At 31.4% G+C, this 21,565-nt stretch carries 21 protein-coding genes; 8 read left to right on the top strand and 13 right to left on the bottom strand.

What is annotated here, in order from left to right; genetic code table 11:
- Both RMN92_RS03755 and RMN92_RS03750 read right to left on the bottom strand, forming a co-directional pair.
- Nucleotides 1-582, bottom strand: a complete 582-nt coding sequence (locus RMN92_RS03755; RefSeq protein ID WP_309608127.1) for an RsmD family RNA methyltransferase — start codon at nt 580-582, stop codon at nt 1-3.
- Nucleotides 573-1,397 carry a DUF3822 family protein gene (locus tag RMN92_RS03750; RefSeq protein WP_309608126.1) on the bottom strand — a complete coding sequence of 275 codons (825 nt, stop codon included), beginning with the start codon at nt 1,395-1,397 and terminating at the stop codon, nt 573-575. Before RMN92_RS03750 ends, RMN92_RS03755 begins: the two co-directional genes overlap by 10 nt.
- A 107-nt stretch (nt 1,398-1,504) precedes the next feature.
- Here RMN92_RS03750 and RMN92_RS03745 point away from each other — a divergent pair, with 107 nt between their 5' ends.
- The 4 genes from RMN92_RS03745 to kdsB are packed head-to-tail and all read left to right on the top strand — an operon-like array spanning nt 1,505 to nt 4,703.
- Nucleotides 1,505-2,923, top strand: a complete 1,419-nt coding sequence (locus tag RMN92_RS03745) for an ATP-binding domain-containing protein (RefSeq protein ID WP_309608125.1) — start codon at nt 1,505-1,507, stop codon at nt 2,921-2,923.
- A 17-nt stretch (nt 2,924-2,940) separates the two neighbouring features.
- Entirely contained in the window at nt 2,941-3,366 is a 426-nt protein-coding gene (locus RMN92_RS03740) for an EamA family transporter (protein ID WP_309608124.1), read from the top strand.
- Nucleotides 3,366-3,929, top strand: coding sequence for a DUF4126 domain-containing protein (locus RMN92_RS03735; RefSeq protein ID WP_309608137.1), 564 nt, complete (start codon nt 3,366-3,368; stop codon nt 3,927-3,929). Before RMN92_RS03740 ends, RMN92_RS03735 begins: the two co-directional genes overlap by 1 nt.
- Before the next feature lie 48 nt (nt 3,930-3,977).
- Nucleotides 3,978-4,703, top strand: a complete 726-nt coding sequence (gene kdsB, locus RMN92_RS03730; RefSeq protein ID WP_309608123.1) for a 3-deoxy-manno-octulosonate cytidylyltransferase — start codon at nt 3,978-3,980, stop codon at nt 4,701-4,703.
- A gap of 1 nt (nt 4,704) precedes the next feature.
- On the opposite strand, the gene RMN92_RS03725 is transcribed toward kdsB, so the two are convergent.
- A complete protein-coding gene (locus tag RMN92_RS03725; RefSeq protein ID WP_309608122.1) occupies nt 4,705-5,415 on the bottom strand; it encodes a potassium channel family protein in 711 nt (236 codons plus the stop codon).
- Nucleotides 5,416-5,447: 32 nt separating this feature from the next.
- Complete coding sequence (locus RMN92_RS03720) at nt 5,448-6,116, bottom strand: fused MFS/spermidine synthase (protein WP_309608121.1); 669 nt, start codon at nt 6,114-6,116, stop codon at nt 5,448-5,450.
- A 52-nt stretch (nt 6,117-6,168) separates the two neighbouring features.
- On the opposite strand from RMN92_RS03720, the gene RMN92_RS03715 reads away from it, so the two are divergent.
- Complete coding sequence (locus RMN92_RS03715) at nt 6,169-6,726, top strand: 1-acyl-sn-glycerol-3-phosphate acyltransferase (protein WP_309608119.1); 558 nt, start codon at nt 6,169-6,171, stop codon at nt 6,724-6,726.
- A 1-nt stretch (nt 6,727) separates the two neighbouring features.
- Here the strand turns inward: RMN92_RS03715 and RMN92_RS03710 are convergent, their stop codons facing one another.
- Complete coding sequence (locus RMN92_RS03710) at nt 6,728-7,204, bottom strand: helix-turn-helix transcriptional regulator (protein WP_309608118.1); 477 nt, start codon at nt 7,202-7,204, stop codon at nt 6,728-6,730.
- Nucleotides 7,205-7,506: 302 nt separating this feature from the next.
- On the opposite strand from RMN92_RS03710, the gene RMN92_RS03705 reads away from it, so the two are divergent.
- The 3 genes from RMN92_RS03705 (at nt 7,507) to RMN92_RS03695 (ending at nt 9,799) form a co-directional block, all read left to right on the top strand.
- The gene (locus tag RMN92_RS03705) at nt 7,507-8,661 is read left to right on the top strand and encodes a M14 family metallopeptidase (protein WP_309608117.1); all 1,155 of its coding nucleotides are present in this window, start codon (nt 7,507-7,509) and stop codon (nt 8,659-8,661) included.
- Nucleotides 8,662-8,737: 76 nt separating this feature from the next.
- A complete protein-coding gene (locus RMN92_RS03700) occupies nt 8,738-9,217 on the top strand; it encodes a winged helix-turn-helix transcriptional regulator (RefSeq protein WP_309608116.1) in 480 nt (159 codons plus the stop codon).
- A 66-nt stretch (nt 9,218-9,283) separates the two neighbouring features.
- On the top strand, nt 9,284-9,799 hold the full coding sequence (locus tag RMN92_RS03695; RefSeq protein ID WP_309608115.1) for a DinB family protein: 516 nt from the start codon (nt 9,284-9,286) through the stop codon (nt 9,797-9,799).
- On the opposite strand, the gene RMN92_RS03690 is transcribed toward RMN92_RS03695, so the two are convergent.
- The 8 genes from RMN92_RS03690 to RMN92_RS03655 all read right to left on the bottom strand — a co-directional run.
- Nucleotides 9,800-10,054 carry a DUF4258 domain-containing protein gene (locus RMN92_RS03690; RefSeq protein WP_309608114.1) on the bottom strand — a complete coding sequence of 85 codons (255 nt, stop codon included), beginning with the start codon at nt 10,052-10,054 and terminating at the stop codon, nt 9,800-9,802.
- Nucleotides 10,055-10,211: 157 nt separating this feature from the next.
- Nucleotides 10,212-11,405, bottom strand: coding sequence for an alanine dehydrogenase (locus RMN92_RS03685; RefSeq protein ID WP_309608113.1), 1,194 nt, complete (start codon nt 11,403-11,405; stop codon nt 10,212-10,214).
- Between the two features lie 45 nt (nt 11,406-11,450).
- Nucleotides 11,451-11,858, bottom strand: a complete 408-nt coding sequence (tsaE, locus tag RMN92_RS03680; RefSeq protein ID WP_309608112.1) for a tRNA (adenosine(37)-N6)-threonylcarbamoyltransferase complex ATPase subunit type 1 TsaE — start codon at nt 11,856-11,858, stop codon at nt 11,451-11,453.
- Nucleotides 11,859-12,078: 220 nt separating this feature from the next.
- Nucleotides 12,079-14,571, bottom strand: coding sequence for a PIG-L family deacetylase (locus tag RMN92_RS03675; protein WP_309608111.1), 2,493 nt, complete (start codon nt 14,569-14,571; stop codon nt 12,079-12,081).
- A 155-nt stretch (nt 14,572-14,726) separates the two neighbouring features.
- The gene (locus tag RMN92_RS03670; RefSeq protein WP_309608110.1) at nt 14,727-16,061 is read right to left on the bottom strand and encodes a TolC family protein; all 1,335 of its coding nucleotides are present in this window, start codon (nt 16,059-16,061) and stop codon (nt 14,727-14,729) included.
- On the bottom strand, nt 16,042-19,137 hold the full coding sequence (locus tag RMN92_RS03665; RefSeq protein WP_309608109.1) for an efflux RND transporter permease subunit: 3,096 nt from the start codon (nt 19,135-19,137) through the stop codon (nt 16,042-16,044). Before RMN92_RS03665 ends, RMN92_RS03670 begins: the two co-directional genes overlap by 20 nt.
- A 42-nt stretch (nt 19,138-19,179) precedes the next feature.
- The gene (locus tag RMN92_RS03660; RefSeq protein WP_309608108.1) at nt 19,180-20,247 is read right to left on the bottom strand and encodes an efflux RND transporter periplasmic adaptor subunit; all 1,068 of its coding nucleotides are present in this window, start codon (nt 20,245-20,247) and stop codon (nt 19,180-19,182) included.
- A 117-nt stretch (nt 20,248-20,364) separates the two neighbouring features.
- Nucleotides 20,365-21,565: ATP-dependent DNA helicase RecG (locus RMN92_RS03655; RefSeq protein ID WP_309608107.1), on the bottom strand; the 1,201-nt coding region annotated here is incomplete at its 5' end.

Genomic DNA, 21,565 nt, shown 5'->3' with positions numbered 1-21,565 from the left:
CTAACTCTCCATCTCATCATCTCCACTAGTTTCTTCCTCATCGTGTTCCAATTCAAAAAAAGTAAAAACCGAACCACCATATCCTTTATCATACGAGTAATTTTCCATATGATCCAATTTGGTGCGTTTGGAATGCTCTATAATCATCATTCCGTCGTCCTCCAATAATTCTTTTTCAAAAACTAAAAGTATAATTTTTTCAAAATCTTTTAAATCCATTCCGTAAGGCGGATCGGCAAAAATAATATCGTAACTGGCTTTGTTTTTTTCTAAAAAAGCAAAAACATCACTTTTTATGGGCGTGATATCAAAGTCGAATTCTTTGGTTGTTTTTCTAATGAAGTTAATACAACCCATATCGCCATCAACACTAGTAACAGGAGTACAACCGCGTGATGCAAATTCGTAACTTATACTACCAGTTCCTGCAAATAAATCCAAAACTCGAAGTTCGCTAAAATTGAAATTGTTATTTAAAATATTAAACAACGCTTCCTTGCACATATCCGTTGTTGGGCGAACAGGTAGGTTTTTTGGTGGAGAAATGCGTCGCCCTTTGTATTTTCCTGAAATTATTCGCATGCGTGTATGAGTATAAAATTTTGTAAATAATCTTGTTGTGAAATTTTGTTGTCTAAATCATTATTTTCAAAAAACAGCGAAACGTTTCGTACATATTTATATGCTATTTGATAAATTTTACTTTCTTTGGTTACATTTCCGAGCATTTTTAATGGAATAGTTTCCGGATTAAGTTGCAACTGTTCTAGTGTAAACAAAATATAATAAATAAAATCTTCCTTGGTTTTATATTCGAACGTATTAAATAATAGTAGTTTTTGATTTTTAACAACAATAATTTGAAAATAATCTTTTTCTGTATGAACAAAAACTTGTGGTTCATCATTATTTTTGCTCAAATCTAATATTTTCTTGACTAAGATTGAATACGAATGTTTATAGTCAAAACTTCCGTAACAATCTATCAATGAATTATTTATATTTACGTAAGGAATATAAACACAATTCATTTCATAATTAGCAATTTCATCGAAAGTAATAAAATCAGTTTCAAAAACCTTGATATTATATTGCAAATAACTTCCTAAATATTGTTCATCAAAGAAAACCTGAGGAATGAAAGAAGTTAAATTGTTATTGTGAAGTACCAAAACACTATCGAATTTTGATTGTAAAATGGGTGTTTTTTTAATAAAACTGATGATTTCTTCTTCAATTTCAATTAAATTATTTGATTTTTTAAGACCAAAATTCCCAATAGTTTCAACAGAGTTTGATAAAGTATTTAAAATGCAAAACGAAATCTCAGAAAGTGAAATTTGCAATATCAGCTTTATATATTTTTTATCAAGAATTGTTGGAGATGAAGTTAGCATTTTAGGTTTTCTGCGTTATGAGGCAAATCTACAATTTTTTTTGATTTTTACCGAAGCAAATCAAAATTCGTATGTATATTTGAAGAAATATACAGAAATTTCAGGCAATGAGTTCCCAAAAGTTTTACAGCATTTTACAATCCAATTTTCCTTTTAAACCAACACTAAAACAAGAAATTTTTTTTCAGAAAATAGCAGAATTCATTACAAACAGCAATAACAATGAAATTTTTGTCCTTAAAGGGTATGCTGGAACTGGAAAAACGACTGTTATTTCTACCATTGTTAATAATTTAATTGAAATTAATAAAAAATATGTTTTGCTAGCGCCCACTGGACGAGCAGCAAAAGTAATAGCCAATTATTCGCATAAGCCAGCATTTACCATACATAAAAAGATATATTTCCCTAAAAAATCATCTGGTGGCGGCGTTTCATTTACATTGCAACCCAACAAACACAAAAACACTATTTTTTTTATTGATGAATCTTCCATGATTTCAGATGTGGTTCAAGAATCGAAAATGTATGAAAACGGTTCACTCTTGGACGATTTAATTTCCTATGTTTATTCTGGCGATAATTGCAAAATGATTCTATTAGGTGACACAGCACAACTACCACCAATTCAACTAGATATATCTCCCGCATTAAATACCGAAACCTTAAGTTTAAATTATAATAAAGAAGTATATTCTATAGAGTTTGATGAAGTAATGCGACAAGAAGAAAATTCTGGAATTTTGTACAATGCCACAGAATTACGCGAATTGCTGAAAGATGTTTTTTTTGATAGTTTCAAATTTCAATTAACTGGTTTTAAGGATATTGTTCGCTTAACAGATGGATACGATATTCAAGATGCTATAAATGCTGCTTACAGTAATTTTAGTATTGAAGACACAGCATTTATAGTGCGTTCCAACAAAAGAGCCAACCAGTACAACCAACAAATACGAAGCAAAATTTTAGACAAGGAAAGTGAACTTTCCACTGGAGATTTTCTAATGGTCGTAAAAAATAATTACTTTTGGTTGAAAGATGCTGATGAAGCTGGTTTTATCGCCAATGGCGATATTATTGAAGTATTGGATATTCGAAATATAAAAGAATTATATGGTTTTAAATTTGCGAATGTAAAAATTAGAATGGTCGATTATCCAAACCAAAAACCATTTGAAACTGTTTTATTATTAGATACTATTTTAAGCGAATCTCCATCGTTAAGCTACGAAGAATCCAATAAATTGTACCAAGAAGTCATGAAAGATTATGAGGGAGAAACCAAGTTCAAGCAATTTCAAAAAGTAAAAGAAAACGAATATTTTAATGCCTTGCAAGTCAAGTTTTCGTATGCCATAACCTGTCACAAATCGCAAGGCGGACAATGGAATACTGTTTTTATTGAACAACCTTATTTGCCAGATGGAATAGACAAAGATTATATTCGGTGGTTGTACACAGCCATGACAAGAGCAAAAGATAAGTTATATTTGATTGGTTTTAAAGATGAAAATTTTGTTTAATTAATTCATTTTGAATAATGAAAAACTGGGTAGTTTTTTCGCTAATATCAATGTTTTTTGCTGGACTTACTTCGGTGATCGCCAAAATGGGACTCAAAAATGTGAGTTCAGATACAGGATTGGCGGTTCGAACCGTAGTGGTTTTTATAATCGTTTGGCTCAATGTATTTATTTTTCAATCCGTAAAAGATTTTAAAAATTTAACAAAACAGGATATTATATTTTTAGCCATATCTGGACTAACAACTTCATTATCATGGATTTTTTATTACAAAGCTATCAAAATTGGCAATGTTTCTCAAGTAGCTTTAATAGATAAAGGGAGTATTATTATTACATTGTTGCTTTCTTTTATAGTTCTGAATGAAACATTTACTTGGAAAATAGGACTTGGAGCCAGTTTTATAATTACAGGTTTGCTAATTTTAACTTTTAATAAATGATAACGACCGAAACGATTTTAAGCATATTTCTTGGAATCGGACTAGCTTCTGCAGCTGGATTTCGAGTTTTTTTACCATTATTTGCTTTAAGTTTGGCAAGTTATTTCCAAGTTTGGGAACTCAACGAATCTTGGCAATGGATAGGAGGAATTCCAGCTTTAATTACATTAGGAATTGCTATGGTTGCAGAAATTTTCGCTTATTACATTCCATTTGTCGATAATTTACTGGATACAGTTGCCACACCACTTGCTGCGATAGCAGGAACAGCTACAATGGCATCTACATTGGTCGATACGAGCCCAATGATGACTTGGGTTTTCGCCATTATTGCTGGTGGAGGAACCGCTACTGCTATGCAAGGAATGACAACTGTAACAAGATTGGCATCTACCGTTAAAACTGGCGGACTGGGCAATCCAGTGGTTTCAACTGCTGAAACTGGAACTGCCATAACTTTAAGTTCGCTGGCTATATTTGCGCCAATAGTTGCCGTTATAATTGTAATAATTATATTTGTAATTGTATATTTAATTTACAGAAAATTTAAAACCAAAAAATAAACTTTGTGATCTTTGTGCAATCTTAGTGAACTTTGTGGTTAAAAAGCTATGAAAATAATCGCCGTAATTCCTGCTCGCTATGCATCTACAAGATTTCCAGCCAAATTAATGCAAGATTTGGGCGGAAAAACTGTTATTTTAAGAACTTATCAAGCCGCTGTTGAAACCCAATTATTTGATGATGTATTTGTGGTAACAGACTCTGATTTAATTTTTAATGAAATTTCTAACAATGGTGGAAAAGCCATTATGAGTATCAAAGAACATGAATCTGGTAGCGACAGAATAGCAGAAGCCATCGAAAATCTAGAGGTAGATATTGTAGTAAACGTGCAAGGAGATGAACCATTTATAAACAAAGAACCGCTAGAAAAAGTTATCGAAGTTTTTAAAAATGATACAGAAAACAAAATAGATTTAGCCTCTTTAATGAGAAACATTACAAACAAGACTGACATTGAAAATCCTAACAATGTAAAAGTAATTGTTGATCAACAAGGATTTGCATTGTATTTTTCACGTTCTGTTATTCCGTATCCAAGAGAAGAAAATGTTGGTGTAAAATACATGCAACACATTGGCATCTATGCATTTCGAAAACAAGCATTATTGGATTTTTATCGTTTGCCAATGTTATCTCTTGAAGCTTCAGAAAAACTGGAACAACTACGTTATTTAGAATATGGAAAAAGAATCAAAATGGTAGAAACTACCCATGTAGGAATTGGTATTGACACTATTGAAGACTTGGAAAAGGCTAGAAAAATGTTATAATTTATTCTTCATCTTCTTGGTCAAAATAGCCTTTTGCTTTTACTTTGGTCGAAAAGAAATTTAAAAATAGCACGACAAACGATAGGAAAAACATCGATTGAAAGCTTACCAAAACTTTCCCAAATAAACTAGCTGGGTAATAATCGCCATAACCAATTGAGCTAGAAGTAACAATACTAAAATATATTGAATCAAACCAATGCGCAAAAGGTTTGTTCATTGAATTTTCAATAGAATACAATACGCTAAAAGCAAAAACAACTTCCAAATAATTTAAAAAAAGCAGTAGCATAGAACGTTTGTAGGAACGTGGTTTAGAAAATAAATCGGAAGCAAAAATTAAAGTTGGGATATAAAAAATAGTTTCTAATAAAACGTAAATCATTATTCCAACTAATATTTTGTTATTATGCCAATTGTTTATCAAAATGACTATTGGAAAAATCACTTTGATTAACACATAAAAATCCAATGCCAAATCTTGGTATTCAATTCCTTTTTTGTGGGCAAAATATTTAATGTAAACACCGGGAAACAAAAGCTGGGAAAACGACAAAATTAATCGTACAATTTTCTCAATGCCATTGTCATCATGGTGATCATTGTTCCAAATAGATTTTAAGTTTTGGATTCTTTTTTTTAAAGGATTGATGGTTTTCTGCTCTTTAAAGGTTACTTTCCCTATCAATAATTTTTTTAAAATTGCTTTCATAAAAAGATAGTTTTTTTATCTACATAAAATTTTTATAAGTTATTTTTAAGAATCAACAATTCATTTTTTCCTTCAATATTTGGAAATCTTTCCACTATGATATTTTTTGTTAACATTCTTTCTATATAAATATCATTTCTAGTTTCTTCTTTCATAGTTTCAGCAATGGTGTTAAATAAAACTAAACCATTCTTATTCATAATTTTTTGAAGATTTGATGCAAACTTTTGTTTAAATAAAAAATCGGGCATTACTTTATCCTGAAAAATATCCACGATAATTAAATCATATTTACTAGATGTTTTTTCTACAAATGATTTAGCATCTTCGATTATAATTTCTAAATTTTTGATTGTGTTTAATCCAAAATATTTATTGGCCAGTTCAATTATTTCCACATCAATTTCTACACCAGTTATTTTGCCTTTAAAATGAATTTCATCAACCAAAATTTTAATAACACTTCCGCCAGCAACACCAAGTATTAGAATCGAATCTAAAGGTTTAATTATTTTATAATCAATTTGTTGCAAACCAAATCGCAATACTTTTTCCAAACTTCCATAAGAATAATTGGTGTTTTCTGTGTCTAAGACCAATTTACCATTATTCCAAGTCACTTCAAGACTTTTGTTTACAACAGATTTTTCATGGTATATATTTATTGGCACAAAATAGCTCAATAGCTTTTTGAAATTCATAAAATCTGTTTTGATTGAGTAAATATATGCTATTTTTGATAAAACAATTAAAATGAAAAAAATCATATACCAATTTATTTTCCAAAAACTAATGGGTTGGAAAATTGTGGCAAACTCAATTTCTGATGTAAAAAAATGTGTTGTCATTTGTGTGCCACATACCAGTTGGCACGATTTTTATCTGGGTGTTTTTTCGAGAGGAATTTTGGGAAAAGAATTTAACTTTGTCGCAAAAAAAGAGCTATTTACATTTCCACTTGGATTGTATTTCAAATGGATGGGCGGTGCGGCATTAAACAGAAAAAAGAATGAAAACAAAGTAGATTCGATAGCAAAAATATTTGAAACTAAACAAATTTTCAGATTGGCGATTGCTCCAGAAGGAACGCGCAAAAAAGTTACGGAATGGAAAACAGGATTTTACTATATTGCCCTAAAAGCAAATGTGCCAATTGTTCCAGTAATCTTTGATCATGGCAATAAAACTTTAACTTTCGGTTTACCATTTTTCCCAACAGGTAATGTAGAAAAAGATTTTAAATTATTGCAACAAATTTATATAGGTGTTCTTGGTAGAGTTCCAAAATATAGTTTTACACCAAAATTATAATTTATTGAGGATTGTAATTTTTAAAACTTCCATTTTTATAAAAAATCACAATTCGATCAATTTCTAGGTCATTTTTATAATGCGTCATATTTCCCGTATTTGAAAAATTATTTTCTAAATTTTCAAATATGGGATTTTTTTCAATGGTAGGTTCAGAAAATAAATTAGGTGTTTTTTCTTGAATTAAATTATCTGCATCATTTTTTGAAAATGGAGTAGTTGTTTCATTAATTTTTGAGTGACTATTTTCTGATTTTGGGAAATTTCCTTTTCCATTTAAAATCCAATACAAATCTACTTCAGGAAAATTTTGAACAATTTTCAATATCAAATCCAGACTGGGTTTATTTCTTCCAGACAGTAGGTGAGACAAACTTGAACGTTGCACACCCACTTTATCTGCAAAACCAGAAGCAGATAAACCATAATATTCAAGTATGTTTTCAAGCCTTTTTATAAAATCATCGATGTTTACCATTGTAAATTATATTTAACTATTCACTAGATTACAAATGTAAACAATCAAAATGAATTATCCTATTTTACATTTGTAAAAGCATAAATATACTAAATAATGAGTTTATATTAATATGCTTAAATATTTGAAATACAGTTAATTAAATATTAAATTATTAATTGCATTTATTATTAAATACCACTGTTAACAAACACATAAAATAGCAACTCCTGTTGTTTACATTAATAAACTGTTCAATCAATCTTCTTGTTTACAAATGTAAAATATAAGATGTTTACTTTTGTAAACTAGAAATAATAACTATGGATTTCAATACGATTTACAGTCAAATAAAAGAAAACAGTTTGTTTGGTCGATACGTTACAAACAATCATATTAAACCAATTATAGATACTTTGTCCCATCAATTCAAAATTGAAACAATTGGATATTCTGTTCAGAAAAAACCAATTTATTCTGTGAAATTTGGAAATGGGAAAACTAAAATTTTAATGTGGTCGCAAATGCATGGAAATGAATCAACAACTACCAAAGCTGTTTTTGATTTATTTAATTTTGTAGAATTAAATTCGGAAGAAGCTGTTTTTATAAAAAACAATTACACCTTATTATGTATACCTATTCTGAATCCAGATGGAGCTGAATTGTATACTCGTGAAAACGCAAATCAAATCGATTTAAACAGAGATGCGGTAAATTTATCTCAACCAGAAAGTTTAGTGCTTAAACATATTTACTATCAATTCCAGCCAGATTTTTGTTATAATTTACATGATCAAAGATCAATTTACGCAGCAGGAAACACAAATAATCCGGCTACTGTATCGTTTTTAGCTCCCGCTTACAACGAAGCAAGAGAGTTTAATAAGGTTAGAATTCTTGCAACATCGGTAATTGTGGCTATGAATGAAGAGTTGCAAAAGTACATACCAAATCAAGTCGGCAGATTTGATGATAGTTTCAATATTAATTGTGTTGGTGAAACTTTTCAGTCTTTAAATACGCCAACAATTTTATTTGAAGCTGGTCATTTTCAAAATGATTATCAAAGAGAACAGACGAGAAAATTTATTTGGATAGCTTTAATTGTTGGAATTAAAAATTCTAACGATAACGAAGTAGTTCTAACTAAAATTGATAATTATTTGACAATTCCGCAAAATGAAGTGTTGTTCAACGATTTTATATATAGAAAATTCAAAATTAATGCTAATAATACAAATTTAATTATTAGCTTTGCAGCAAATTATGAAGAAATCCTAACAGAAGGCGAAGTAGTTTTTCAAGCTGTTTGTACTGAGGTTGATGAATTAATTCAGAATTTTGGACATCAAGAATACAATGGGGGCGAAGGCATTTATACAGATGACTTTGAAAATATGCCGAAAATTGATCAAAAAGTGAATTTTTATCTTAATAAAAGCATAAAATTTGTTAATGGTTTGAAAGAAATGTAATAAATTTGTTATATTTCTATTAAAGTCGTTATTAATTAATAAACAATTAAATAAAATATAACTTAAATAACTAATTATGAGTAAGTTCCGTTTGGATGAAGTTGATCATCAAATACTAGATATGTTAATCGACAATACTAGAATTCCATTTACAGACATAGCAAAAAAATTATTAATTTCTGCAGGAACTGTTCATGTAAGAGTTAAAAAGCTTGAAGATGCTGGAATAATTCAAGGATCGTCACTTACCCTTGACTATGAAAAATTAGGCTATTCTTTTATTGCTTATGTGGGAGTATTTTTAAACAATACTTCACAAACAAAATTTGTATTGGAAAGAATAAACGAAATTCCTTATGTAACTGTTGCTCATGTAACTACAGGTAAGTTTAATGTTTTCTGTAAAATTAGAGCCAAAGATACCAAACATGCAAAAGACGTTATTTATATGATAGATGATATTGATGGGGTTTACAGAACAGAAACCATGATTTCTCTTGATGAAAGCATCAATGATAAGAAAAGATTAATGCATACTATTTTTAAAAATATGTAATTTAAAAAGCCCTTTTTTAAGGGCTTTTTTTATATCTTTATTTTTTAGATTACTATTTTTAATTTTATGAAAAATTTATCACAAACAGATTATCCAGAATATTTTAATCAATATATAAGTCTTGTAAAACAAGATGACGATTGTGTTGATGCTATGCAAAATTCTTTAGACAATTTTGTAAATTTTATGGAGATTGTTCCTTTTGAAAAGTATAATTTCAAATATCAATTTGATAAATGGACTGTTAAGGATATAGTTCGCCATCTAATTGATGCTGAACGTGTATTTGCTTATCGTGCCTTGCGATTCGCTAGATTTGATAAAACACCGCTTTCAGGTTTTGAAGAAAATGATTATGCTGCAAATGTGGATACAACTTCGGTAAATATGGATGATTTAATTCAAGAATTTATCCTAGTTAGAAAATCTACAATAAAATTGTTTAAAAGTTTTTCTAAAAAAATGCTCGATAATAAAGGCATTGCTTCAGGAAAAGAAATATCAGTTTTGGCTATTGGTTATATTATTTCTGGTCATGCAATTCACCATCAAAATATTATAAATAATAGATACTTGAAATAATTATATTTTCACCACATCCTTTAAAACTGCTTTGTCTTCATAATTTTCAACAACTACTTCAATTGGAATGTTTTTTGTTGTTTTTCCAATGATAGTGTACAATTTGCCTGAACCAATTTTAATATTGCTTCTGCCAAAATCTACATCTCCATAGATTAAAGTATTTTTAATATCTATGCTATCCAACCAATTTTCAGCTATTTTTTTCGACGCTATATCCGAATAATAAAATGGTTTGGAGCTAATATTTTTCAATACGCGATCATTTGGGAAATAGCTACAACGGGTGTTTTTTTTGTTTAAAACAAAAAACATAAATCCACAACCAATTAAAAAACCAAAAAAATAAAAAGATAATCTATAAGAAAATTTCATGCTGTATAATTTCTGCAAAAATAAGGATAATTATTTTTTAAAATACAATTAAATTGATGTCTCGATGCATTAAATCAAACCAATCGCCAATAGTTTTATTGGTTAAAATTCCGTGGTAAAAATAAACCCCATTTTTAAGACCAGAATCACAACGAATAGCGCTTTCAATTCCGCCATCTTCTGCAATTTGGAGTAGGTAAGGAGTGATGATGTTACTTATAGACAATGAAGCTGTTTTTGAATATCTTGATGGAATATTTGGCACACAATAATGTATGACACCATTTTTTATAAATGTAGGGTTTTCGTGGGTAGTTATTTCTGAAGTTTCGAAACAACCACCAGTATCTATACTTACATCTACAATTACGGCACCGTTTTTCATGTGCTCAACCATAGTTTCGGTTACCACAATTGGAGTGCGGTATTTTCCACGCATGGCTCCAATTGCTACATCGCAACGTCTTAATGATTTTAAAAGTGTTTTATTTTGAATGGTAGAAGTAAAAATACGTTCGTTTAAATTGTTTTGCAAACGACGTAGTTTGGTTATAGAATTGTCAAAAACTTTCACGCTTGCGCCCAATCCAATGGCAGTTCTTGCAGCAAATTCTGCAACAGTTCCAGCGCCCAAAATAACAACTTCAGTAGGAGGAACGCCAGTGATGTTTCCAAAAAGGAGTCCGTTTCCAAATTTACTGGCTGTTAATAATTCTGCTGCTACTAATACGGAAGCAGTTCCTGCAATTTCACTTAAAGATTTTACAGCAGGAAAAGATCCATCTACATCTTTGATATATTCGAATGCCAAGGCTGTAATTTTCTTTTTTTGCAAGGCTTCAAAATATTCTTTTTTTCTTGTTTTTAGTTGAATGGCAGAAATAATGATGGTTTCCTGATTCATCATTTGAATTTCTTCTAACGTGGCAGGTTCTACCTTTAAAATCATTGGACAGGATAACACTTTTTGGGTGTCGTTGGTTATTTCTGCGCCAGCATCACTATAATCTTTATCCGAGTAGCTAGCATTTTCACCAGCTCCAGATTCAATTAGAATTTTATGTCCATTTGATGTAATGGCGTTTACAGCATCTGGAGTCAAGCAAATACGGCGTTCTTGGTAGGAAGTTTCTTTTGGAATTCCAATAAAAAGTTCACATTTGTGTTTTGTAATTTCTAGTTTTTCTTCTTGTGGAAGTAAATCTTGTTTGCTAAAAGGAGTAATGCCCATATTGAAAAATGCTTATCTGGCACAAATTACGAAAAATTCTACGGATTATTGCAAAACAATTTGTCTTTTGCCATCCTCTAAAATAGAAATTGTGAGTCTTGAATGATTCTCAGGGATTAAATCTTTTATATTTTCTGCCCATTCTATAAAACACCAGTGACCAGAATATAAATAATCCTCTACGCCCATATCTAAAGCTTCACTTTGGTTTTTTAATCTATAAAAATCAAAATGATAAACTAATTGATTCGCAGTTATTTGATATTCATTAACTAAAGAAAAAGTTGGACTACTAATATTGCTATTAATACCTAATTCTTTGCTTAAAAATTTTATTAAAGTAGTTTTTCCAGCACCCATTTCCCCATTAAAAAGGATTACTTTTTGTGGGTTGGATGCAATTATTTTTTTGGCAACTTGGTTTATTTCGTTTAATGAAAATATAAATTCCATGATGGTATTTTATTGTATTTAATGTATTCTTGACGTTGTTTTACAAATTTAAAAACTGACACTTGCCCCAAATTGTAGCGACAGCCCCGAGGAATTAAAAGCTATTTTTTCTAGGAGCAACAGAGCGACCAAAGGAAGCTCCTGTTGCGAGAATAGAAAAAAAGCTTTTGAAACGAGGGCTAGAGCGAAAAGTTGGAATAGGCTCAAATAATTTTAAATTTTATTTCCCAATAGCTATCATATTTGCCAACAATCTGTAGGCTCCAGCCACACCTTCGGGCAGTTCTCTAAAGAAACTTAATCCAGTATAAATATAATTTCCTTTGCCATATTTTGCCACAAGTAGCGCGCCTTTTTTCTCATTTTCTCCTTTATCATGCGCTGACAAAATAGGAGTGAAGGCTGCATCAAATTCTGCTGGATAATACAAACCTTGCTCTTGCTTCCAACCTTCAAAATCTTTATCAGTAATTTTATTTGGTATATTTAAAATGTGGTGTTCAGGTATTAAAAATGTAACTTTTGCATTTTCTTCGGTAACTCGATCTCTTGAAATTTTAAGTGGAAATGGTGCTAAATCTTTGGCAACCAAATCGTCCAAGGTATTGTATTGTACAATCATGGTTTTGCCATTTTTTACAAAATCGAATAAAATATTTTGTTTGAAACCTAGTGCTGTAACTACGTTGTAAGCACGAATTCCTGTCATAACTACATCAAAATTCAATAATATTTCAGTGCTAATATCTTCCGCTTTTATTATAGAAACTTGATAACCCATTTGTGATAAACTTTTGGGAACTTCGTCACCAGCGCCCATAATATAAGCAATTTTTTCATTATTTGTTTTAATATCTAATTTTATGGCTTTGGCTTCAGCTTGTTTTAAAACAATTTGTTTGTAAATATGGTTGTAATTTATATTAATTTGTTCTTTATCGTAAGCTTGATTATTAATAGTAACAATGCTTTTCATGTAAACTTCACTCACTTCTTTTGATGGAAAAACGGTAAAAGAAACAGTTTGTTCTTCGCCTTTTCGACTAATTGCAAATGGAATTTCTTTTGGAGTTACTGACCAATTGCTAGGCAAATCTAATTTTGCATTGCCTTTAATATCATCTTTTCCAGCTTTTATTCTTACATTGATAACTTTGGATTTTCCATTGTTGAAAATATAAACTTTTTCTGCAATGGATGATGTCGCAATGGGCACGATATCTAATGGCTGATAGACTTCTCCTTTTACATCGTCGTTCATTTTATAGATTACATTTCTATCAAAGGGAATGGCTACACCATTTATTTCTATTAAAAAAATAACTTTCATTTGACGAATTACGTCTGGAATTCCTATATTTTTTTGATCATCAACGCGATACATTCCAACAGTTCCTTTTTCTTTCAACCAATATGGCGCTGTAAATTCCAATTTTTCATTGATATTAATTTCAATGCTTTTTGAATTATTTTTGTTATTTTCTAACGGAATCTCAAGAAATCCTTCAGGCTTGCTAGGAAAAATATCATAAGAAAGCCAACTCATTTTTGCCGAACTTCTATTGATAACTTCAAGTTTTACTTTTATGTTACTGTTTAAGGTAACTTCTTGCATTTCGGCAACAGCTTCAAGGTATAAACCAGCACAACCTGCAATTATTTTTTTAATTTCTTCTATTTTAATATTTTTCCAATGATTGTCCTCTAATTTTTGAATCAATACATACGCTTTTACCAATTCTGGAATACTAGCGGATGGATTTTTGAAATCAAATTTTTTTTCGACCATTGTCAAAATTTCCCCAATTTCTTTTCCATTTTTTATTCGATTCCAAGAAGTATCTATCCCATCAAAAATATTGGTTTTGTCTTTTGGTGATTCTCCTTTTAAAAATTCCAAATATTCGTCTTCATCCCCTCTAGTTCCAGTACTTCCAAAACCTTGCGATTGATGCCGACTTCTGCTTAAAGCGGCAATTTCTTGATTAGATTTGCCCAAAGATTGATAATAAACACCCATTTGAAATTGTGTCAAATTGGATTTGTCTGCTTTGTCAAATTTTTCTTTGCTTCCATAAAACCACCAAGAAGTATTGAAAAACAAACGTTTAGGCTGCCAAGTTTCTACTAGTTTTAGTTGCTCTGGAAAAACAGTCGGATCATTAGTTTTGTCGAAAGCTTCAAAACCCAACATGGCAGAAGCGGTATGATGACCATGAGTAGTTCCTGGCGATCTGTGGTCAAAACGATTGATAATAACATCGGGTTGAAATTTTCTAATTGCCCAAACTACATCGCTCAACACTTTATTTTTATCCCAAATTTCCAATGTTTCGTCTGGATTTTTTGAATATCCAAAATCGTTTGCACGAGTAAACATTTGTTGTCCACCATCAATTTTTCTAGCTTCAATAAGTTCTTGCGTTCTGATAACGCCCAATAATTCTCGTAGTTCTGGTCCAATTAAATTTTGCCCTCCATCGCCTCTAGTTAAAGATAAATAGGCAGTTTGCGCTTTTTTTTCGTTGGATAAATAGGAAATTAATCTAGTATTTTCATCATCTGGATGTGCCGCCAAATATAAAACTGAACCTAAAAAATTCAGCTTTTGAATTTGATTGAATATTTCAACAGCATTTGATTTTTGTGGTTGTTGACTAAATGATAATTGACTTAAAAAAAGTAGACATAGTAGCGTAAATAATTGTCGCATTTGATTATTTTTTGATAGGATTCAAAAGTAATAATTAAAAATAGCTATGCATTTTTTTTTAGGTTTCTTTAACAGATTGGGAACTCAAAAATCAATTTTAAATGTCAATTTCAAAAACATAAATCAAACAATCGAATCATCGAACAATCAAATCATCAAAATGTAATATTTCCAGCCAACTCTTTCAAGGCAATTTCCGATAATTTCGCCTGAAATTGCGCGTTACTGTTTCTTACTTTTGCATTTACATAATTGAGTTGTGCGGTTCTGAATTCTAATGTTGTAATAGTTCCAATACGAAATTTTTCTAGCGTAATGTCTAAATTCTGCTTTGCAATTGTTTCGTTTTTTTCTTCTAAATCTATCAATTCTAAGTTGGTCAGATAAGTTTGATAAGATGTTTCTAATTGCGAATTTAAACTCAGTTTTTGTTGTTCAATCAATAATTGTGAATTTTCAATTTGAATTTTTGCAATTTTCTCATTTCTACTCTGGTTAAATCCATCAAACAAGTTTAAGGTTGCCGTAAACCCGTAATTTAATCCTCTTGCAGAAGTTTGCGATGTAAATCCCAAACTGGATTCGGTGTTTACAAAAGCATAACCTGAATTTAATCTTATTGTTGGATACCTGTTTGCTCTGATTTGTTTTAGTTGTAATTCAGAAATTTTTCTATTGATAATTTGTGTGACCAACTGCGGATTTTGTTTTTCTGCTAATGATGTCAATTCAGGAAGCAATAATTGTTTATTAATTTCAGTATTATCCACTACTTTATAATCGGTTTTTAAATCTCTTGCCAATATTTGATTTAACAGTGTTTTGGTGTTTTTATAAAGTTCTTTTTGTCGCAATACTGATGTTTTATCAGCATTTAAATCGACTTGAGCATTTAAAACTTCTAATTTTGAAGCTTTACCAATTGAAAAACGATTTTGTGCCAATGCCAATCGTTGGTTTGATATAACAATAGTAGTATCCAATGCTGATAACTGTTGTTGTTGTTGCACCAAATCAAAATAGGTACTTATTACATCGCTGATTCTTGTAGTTACTGTTAATTTTAATTGTTCATCACCTAATTTTTCCAATTCTTTTAGCTGATCTAGTCTTGCAAACATTCTAAAACCATCAAAAATCGTCCAATCAAGATTTACGCCATAACTAATTCTGTTGTTTTTTGCATTATCAAGTGTGTTCACATTTCCATTTTGAAGTGTTTGCGAACTGTTTTGCAAACTGTTGGTATCCACTATATTTGCAGTAAGTATGGGAAGTATTCCAGCATTTCCTATAGATACGTTTGATTGGTCAATTTTTAAATTATTTTTTGAAATTTTAATTTCATAATTATTTTCTAAAGCTATTTTTACTGCATTTTCAATGGTAAGCACTTCTTGTGCATTCATATTTATGATGCAAAAGATAAATACAATTACTAATGATAATATTTTTCTGAAATTTGTCATATTATTTACTTTCTTTCTCATATTCTTCGATATGATCAAATTCTGGATAATGCTTTCTGGCTTTAGACCACATTAAATACATGGCTGGAATGACAAATAAAGTCAAAACCAAAGAGAAAATTGTTCCTCCTACAATGACAACTCCCATTCCAATTCTACTTGTTGAAGCTGCTCCAAGCGACAATGCAATAGGCAATGCACCCAACGAAATCGCCAAACTGGTCATTAAAATAGGCCTCAATCGAGCTTCCGAAGCTTCTAAAATGGCATCAATTTTTGATTTTCCTTGCTCACGCAATTGATTGGCGAATTCTACAATCAAAATACCATTTTTCGTGACCAATCCAATAAGCATGACAGTGCCAATTTGACTAAAAATATTCCATGTTTGATCAAACAACCAAAGTGAAAATAACGCTCCAGCAACTGCCATTGGAACAGTTAAGATAATTATTAATGGATCAATAAAACTTTCAAATTGTGCAGCAAGAATCAAAAATATCAATAAAAGAGCCAATCCAAAGGCAAAAGTTGTATTGGAACTACTTTCGACAAAATCTCTGGATTCTCCGCCCAAATCTGTTGTAAATGAATCATCTAAAACTTTAGCTTTTATTTCGTTCATGGCATCAATTCCATCACTAATACTTTTCCCAGGTGCCAATGCGGCAGAAACTGTGGCGGACATATACCTGTTATTATGATACAATTGTGGCGGATTGCTTTGTTCTTCAATATTAACAACATTGTCCATTTGAATGAGTTCTCCATTTTTGTTTTTAACAAACATAGAAGTTAAATCCAAAGGTTTGGAGCGGTCTTTTTGGTCGAATTGCCCAATGACTTGGTATTGTTTTCCATTCATCATAAAATAACCAAATCGTTGCCCGCTTAACGAAAGTTGCAATGTTTGTGCAATATCAATCACCGAAATACCCAAACTTTCTGCTTTCTCACGGTCGATTGTTACGTTGATTTCTGGTTTGTTGAATTTCAAATTCACATCAGTCATTGCAAATGTTGAATTTTTTGCTGCTTCATCCATAAAAACTGGAATTTTCTCTTGCAATTTTTGAAAATTCGGCGCTTGAATTATGTACTGAATTGGCAAACCACCACGTCGATTGACTGCAATTGTGGGTTGCTCAATTACCGATGTTTTGGCATTTGGATATTGTTTGGTCCATTTGGTTAATTTTTCTGCAATTTCTTTTTGCGATGCTTCTCTATCAGCGGTTTCTTTGAGCGATACTCTTATAAAACCACTATTTACTGACGAAGAGCCGAATCCTGGCGATGTAATTACCAATGCAACTTTTTTACCTGGTATTGAATCGTCAACCAACTGCGACATTTCCTGCATAAATCGGTCTGTATATTCATAAGAAGATCCTTCGGGAGTAGACATTCTCATGACAAAACCACTTCGATCGTCATAAGGAGCCGTTTCTTTTTGAAGAAGATTAAAAAATAAATATATCAATCCGAAACAAACAATAATAATGGGAAAACTAAGCCATTTTCTTTTCATAAAACGTTGCAAAGCTTCAGCATAACCACTATTTAATTTTTGAAAGTAAGGTTCAGTTTTAATATAAAATTTCGATTTTTTTTGTTCGCCACCTTTCATTAAATAAGCATTCAACATGGGTGTTAATGTCAATGATACAAAAGCAGAAATTAAAACAGCGGCTCCAATGACGACGCCGAATTCTCGAAACAATCGACCTACAAATCCTTCTAGAAAAATTACAGGAAGAAAAACTGCGGCCAGTGTAATTGAAATGGATATTACTGCGAAAAATATTTCGTTTGATCCTTTAATCGCTGCTTCAATTGGCGACATGCCTTCTTCTACTTTCTTGAAAATGTTTTCGGTGACTACAATTCCATCGTCGACCACCAAACCAGTTGCCAAAACTATAGCCAATAAAGTCAACACATTGATAGAAAATCCAAACAACCACATAATAAAAAAAGTAGCTATCAAGGAAACTGGAATATCAATTAATGGTCGAAAAGCTATAGCCCAATCTCTAAAAAATAAATAAATAATTAGAATCACTAAAAGTATAGAAATCCCGAGTGTTTCTGCCACTTCAATAACAGATTTTTTTACAAAAATTGTGTTGTCTATGGCAATATTTAGATTTATATCTTTAGGTAAATCTTTTTTTAACAGTTCGAATTCTTTGTAAAATTCAGCGGAAATATCCAGATAATTGGCACCAGGAAGTGGTACAATAGCTACGCCGACTAATGGTAAACCCGATTGGCTCATTTGGGTTTCTGGGTTTTCTGGACCTAACGACGCCGAACCAATATCGCTTAATCGAACAACTTTTTCTCCATCGGAACGAATGATAATATTGTTAAACTCTTCAGGTTTTGATAAGTTTCCAACCGTTTTAACTGTTAATTCTGTATTATTTCCTGTCAATTTTCCTGATGGCAATTCTACATTTTGTTTGTTCAATGCATCGCGAACTTCGGAAACTGTACATCCGTAAGAAGCTAATTTTACAGGATCTATCCATAATCGCATGGCATATCTTTTCTGACCCCAAATTTGAACACCACTTACTCCGGGAATGGTTTCCAATCGTTGTGAAATTACATTTTCTGCATAATCACTCAATTCCAAAGCACTTCTGGTATCACTTTGTACCGTCATTGAAATAATCGCATCGCCATTGGCATCAGCCTTAGAAACAACTGGCGGCGCATCTATATCTTGCGGTAAATTTCTAATGGCTTGCGAAACTTTGTCGCGAACATCATTTGCAGCTTCTTCAAGATTTTTATCTAAATTAAATTCAATAGTAATAGTGCTACTTCCTTGTGCGCTGGACGAAGTTACATTTCGTATTCCATCGATAGAATTAATGGCTTTTTCTAAGGGTTCTGTAATTTGTGATTCAATAATATCTGAATTTGCACCAGCATAATTGGTACGAATTGAAACTTGTGCTGGATCGATAGATGGAAATTCTCGTACACCAAGAAAAGTATATCCAATAACTCCAAATAAAACGATTGCTAGATTAACTACAATAGTAAAAACAGGTCTTTTTATGCTTAATGTTGATAAACTCATTTTTAATTTACGAATTACGAATTACGAATTACGAATTAGAAATTACGATTTACTAATTACTTTTACTTTTACAGGCATATCATTTTTTAAGTTCATCACGCCGCCAGTAATTACTGTATCACCAGATTTTAAACCTGATAGAACCAAAACTGAAGCATCTGTTCTAGTAGTAGTTTCAATCATAATTTCTTTGGCTTTCCCTTTTTCAGATATAAAAACTTTCTTACCGTTTTGAATTGGAATAATGGCTTCTGTTGGAATTATAATAGCATTTTTAACTACTTCAAGAGGCAATTCGACTTCTGCAAAAGTTCCTGGCAAAAGTTTACCATCTTTATTTTCTGCTATGGCTCGAATTTGTAAGGTTCTAGTTTGTATGTCAACTTCGGGTTCAATTGCGTAAACTTTTGCATTATATTTTGTAGTAGATCCTGAAACCATAAATGTAAGATTTGAGTTTACTTTTACTTGACTGGCATATTTTTCAGGTATTGAAAAAGTGATTTTAAGTTTACTAATGTTCACCAATTTTGCAACCAATACTATAGGAGTAATATAAGTTCCTGGTGAAATAGATCTAAGCCCAATTTTTCCAGAGAACGGAGCCCGAACTGCTGTTTTTGCAATTTGCGCGCTTATTAATTGACTTTGTGCTTGCGCAGATTTAAAATCAGCCCTAGCAATATCATACTCTTCTTGACTTATGGCTTCTTTTTGAAGTAAAAATTTGGCTCTTCTTTCGTTTTCAGATGCTAAACTTTCCTTTGTTTTGGTTTGTATCAATTGGGCTCTCAATTCCACATCGTTAACTTTAAAAAGCATTTGCCCTTTTGAAACATTACTACCTTCTGTAAAGTTTATTTTTTCTACAATTCCTGAAACCTCACTACGTATTTCGACTTGCTCGTTTGCTTCAATAGACCCTGAAAGTGATAAATTATTATTGAATGTTTCTAGTTTTACAACTATTCCACTCAGAGATATTGGGTTGTTTTTTCCGCCTTTGTCTTTGCCTTCATCGGTTTTGCTTTTATTTGATGAAATTCTGTAAGTTATAAATCCTGCAAATCCTAGAATCAAAAGGGTATAAACAATGTATTTTATTTTCATAATTATGAATTTATCTAAAAATTATGCTAACAAAAATAAGGCTTACTAGTAGTAAAAATTTATTTATTGATTTTTTTTTAACATCTTAATATGTCAAAAATGGGAATTATGTAACACCTAACTAATGTAATTCCAAATATTTTTTTTCTTAGACATCTCAATAAATACTTTTCGCAAGGTTTGATGTTCCTGTTTTTCCATAGCAGCATCATCTTTTAGTAATTTCATAGCATGATGTCGTGCAAGCATTAAAATATCTTTATCTCGAACTAAATCGGCAATTTGTAAGTTTAGAACACCACTTTGCTGTTTTCCCATAATATCGCCTGGACCACGAAGTTTAAGGTCAACTTCTGCAATTTCAAAACCATCATTGGTAGCTACCATAGTCTCCATTCGAGTTTTTGAATCGGCTCCTAATTTGTGCGAGGTCATTAAAATACAATAACTTTGGTCTGCTCCACGACCCACACGACCTCGCAATTGATGCAGTTGCGACAAACCGAAACGCTCAGCACTTTCTACAATCATAACACTGGCATTTGGAATATTTACGCCAACCTCAATAACCGTCGTTGCGACCATAATATTGGTTTTTCCTTCAGCAAAACGTTTCATTTCAGACTCTTTTTCGGCCGGTTTCATTTTACCATGAAGAATTGAAACTGCATATTTTGGTAACGGAAAATCGCGAGAAATACTCTCGTAACCATCCATCAAATCTTTATAATCCATTTTTTCTGATTCTTGAATTAACGGATAAACAATATATATTTGGCGTCCTTTGTCAATTTCTTCTCGAATAAAATGCCAAACTTTCAGTCTATTCGAATCATACCGATGTACTGTTTGAATTGGCTTCCTGCCTGGTGGCAACTCGTCGATGACTGAAATGTCTAAATAACCATACAAACTCATGGCCAAAGTTCTAGGAATAGGCGTTGCAGTCATAACCAAAACATGAGGCGGAATGGTATTTTTTTGCCATAACTTAGAACGTTGTTCTACCCCAAAGCGATGTTGCTCATCGATTATTGCCAATCCTAAATTCTGAAATTTGACTTTGTCTTCCAACAAAGCATGAGTGCCAATTAAAATATGTAAACTTCCATTTTCTAACTCTTCATGGATAATTTTTCTAGCTTTAGTATTACTTGAGCCTGTGAGTATTTTTATATTTAAATTCAGTGAATTAGCCAATTCTGATAATCCTATAAAATGTTGATTAGCCAAAATTTCGGTAGGTGCCATCAAACACGCCTGAAAACCATTATCTAATGCCAAAAGCATACTCATAAACGCAACAATGGTTTTTCCT

Source organism: Flavobacterium sp., from assembly GCF_031363805.1.
GTDB lineage: Bacteria > Bacteroidota > Bacteroidia > Flavobacteriales > Flavobacteriaceae > Flavobacterium.
Note: the sequence above shows the minus strand (reverse complement) of the source record. Positions and strands in the feature narration are given on the sequence as shown.

What these genes read in the sequence shown, in the direction of transcription:
- RMN92_RS03695 (WP_309608115.1), top strand. Translation starts at nt 9,284, where the DNA reads ATGAAAAATTTATCACAAACAGATTATCCAGAATATTTTAATCAATAT.
- RMN92_RS03715 (WP_309608119.1), top strand. Translation starts at nt 6,169, where the DNA reads ATGAAAAAAATCATATACCAATTTATTTTCCAAAAACTAATGGGTTGG.
- RMN92_RS03720 (WP_309608121.1), bottom strand. Translation starts at nt 6,116, where the DNA reads ATGAATTTCAAAAAGCTATTGAGCTATTTTGTGCCAATAAATATATAC.
- RMN92_RS03710 (WP_309608118.1), bottom strand. Translation starts at nt 7,204, where the DNA reads ATGGTAAACATCGATGATTTTATAAAAAGGCTTGAAAACATACTTGAA.
- RMN92_RS03755 (WP_309608127.1), bottom strand. Translation starts at nt 582, where the DNA reads ATGCGAATAATTTCAGGAAAATACAAAGGGCGACGCATTTCTCCACCA.
- RMN92_RS03705 (WP_309608117.1), top strand. Translation starts at nt 7,507, where the DNA reads ATGGATTTCAATACGATTTACAGTCAAATAAAAGAAAACAGTTTGTTT.
- RMN92_RS03685 (WP_309608113.1), bottom strand. Translation starts at nt 11,405, where the DNA reads ATGGGCATTACTCCTTTTAGCAAACAAGATTTACTTCCACAAGAAGAA.
- RMN92_RS03670 (WP_309608110.1), bottom strand. Translation starts at nt 16,061, where the DNA reads ATGAGAAAGAAAGTAAATAATATGACAAATTTCAGAAAAATATTATCA.
- RMN92_RS03750 (WP_309608126.1), bottom strand. Translation starts at nt 1,397, where the DNA reads ATGCTAACTTCATCTCCAACAATTCTTGATAAAAAATATATAAAGCTG.
- RMN92_RS03725 (WP_309608122.1), bottom strand. Translation starts at nt 5,415, where the DNA reads ATGAAAGCAATTTTAAAAAAATTATTGATAGGGAAAGTAACCTTTAAA.
- kdsB (WP_309608123.1), top strand. Translation starts at nt 3,978, where the DNA reads ATGAAAATAATCGCCGTAATTCCTGCTCGCTATGCATCTACAAGATTT.
- RMN92_RS03700 (WP_309608116.1), top strand. Translation starts at nt 8,738, where the DNA reads ATGAGTAAGTTCCGTTTGGATGAAGTTGATCATCAAATACTAGATATG.
- tsaE (WP_309608112.1), bottom strand. Translation starts at nt 11,858, where the DNA reads ATGGAATTTATATTTTCATTAAACGAAATAAACCAAGTTGCCAAAAAA.
- RMN92_RS03675 (WP_309608111.1), bottom strand. Translation starts at nt 14,571, where the DNA reads ATGCGACAATTATTTACGCTACTATGTCTACTTTTTTTAAGTCAATTA.
- RMN92_RS03660 (WP_309608108.1), bottom strand. Translation starts at nt 20,247, where the DNA reads ATGAAAATAAAATACATTGTTTATACCCTTTTGATTCTAGGATTTGCA.
- RMN92_RS03745 (WP_309608125.1), top strand. Translation starts at nt 1,505, where the DNA reads ATGAGTTCCCAAAAGTTTTACAGCATTTTACAATCCAATTTTCCTTTT.
- RMN92_RS03665 (WP_309608109.1), bottom strand. Translation starts at nt 19,137, where the DNA reads ATGAGTTTATCAACATTAAGCATAAAAAGACCTGTTTTTACTATTGTA.
- RMN92_RS03740 (WP_309608124.1), top strand. Translation starts at nt 2,941, where the DNA reads ATGAAAAACTGGGTAGTTTTTTCGCTAATATCAATGTTTTTTGCTGGA.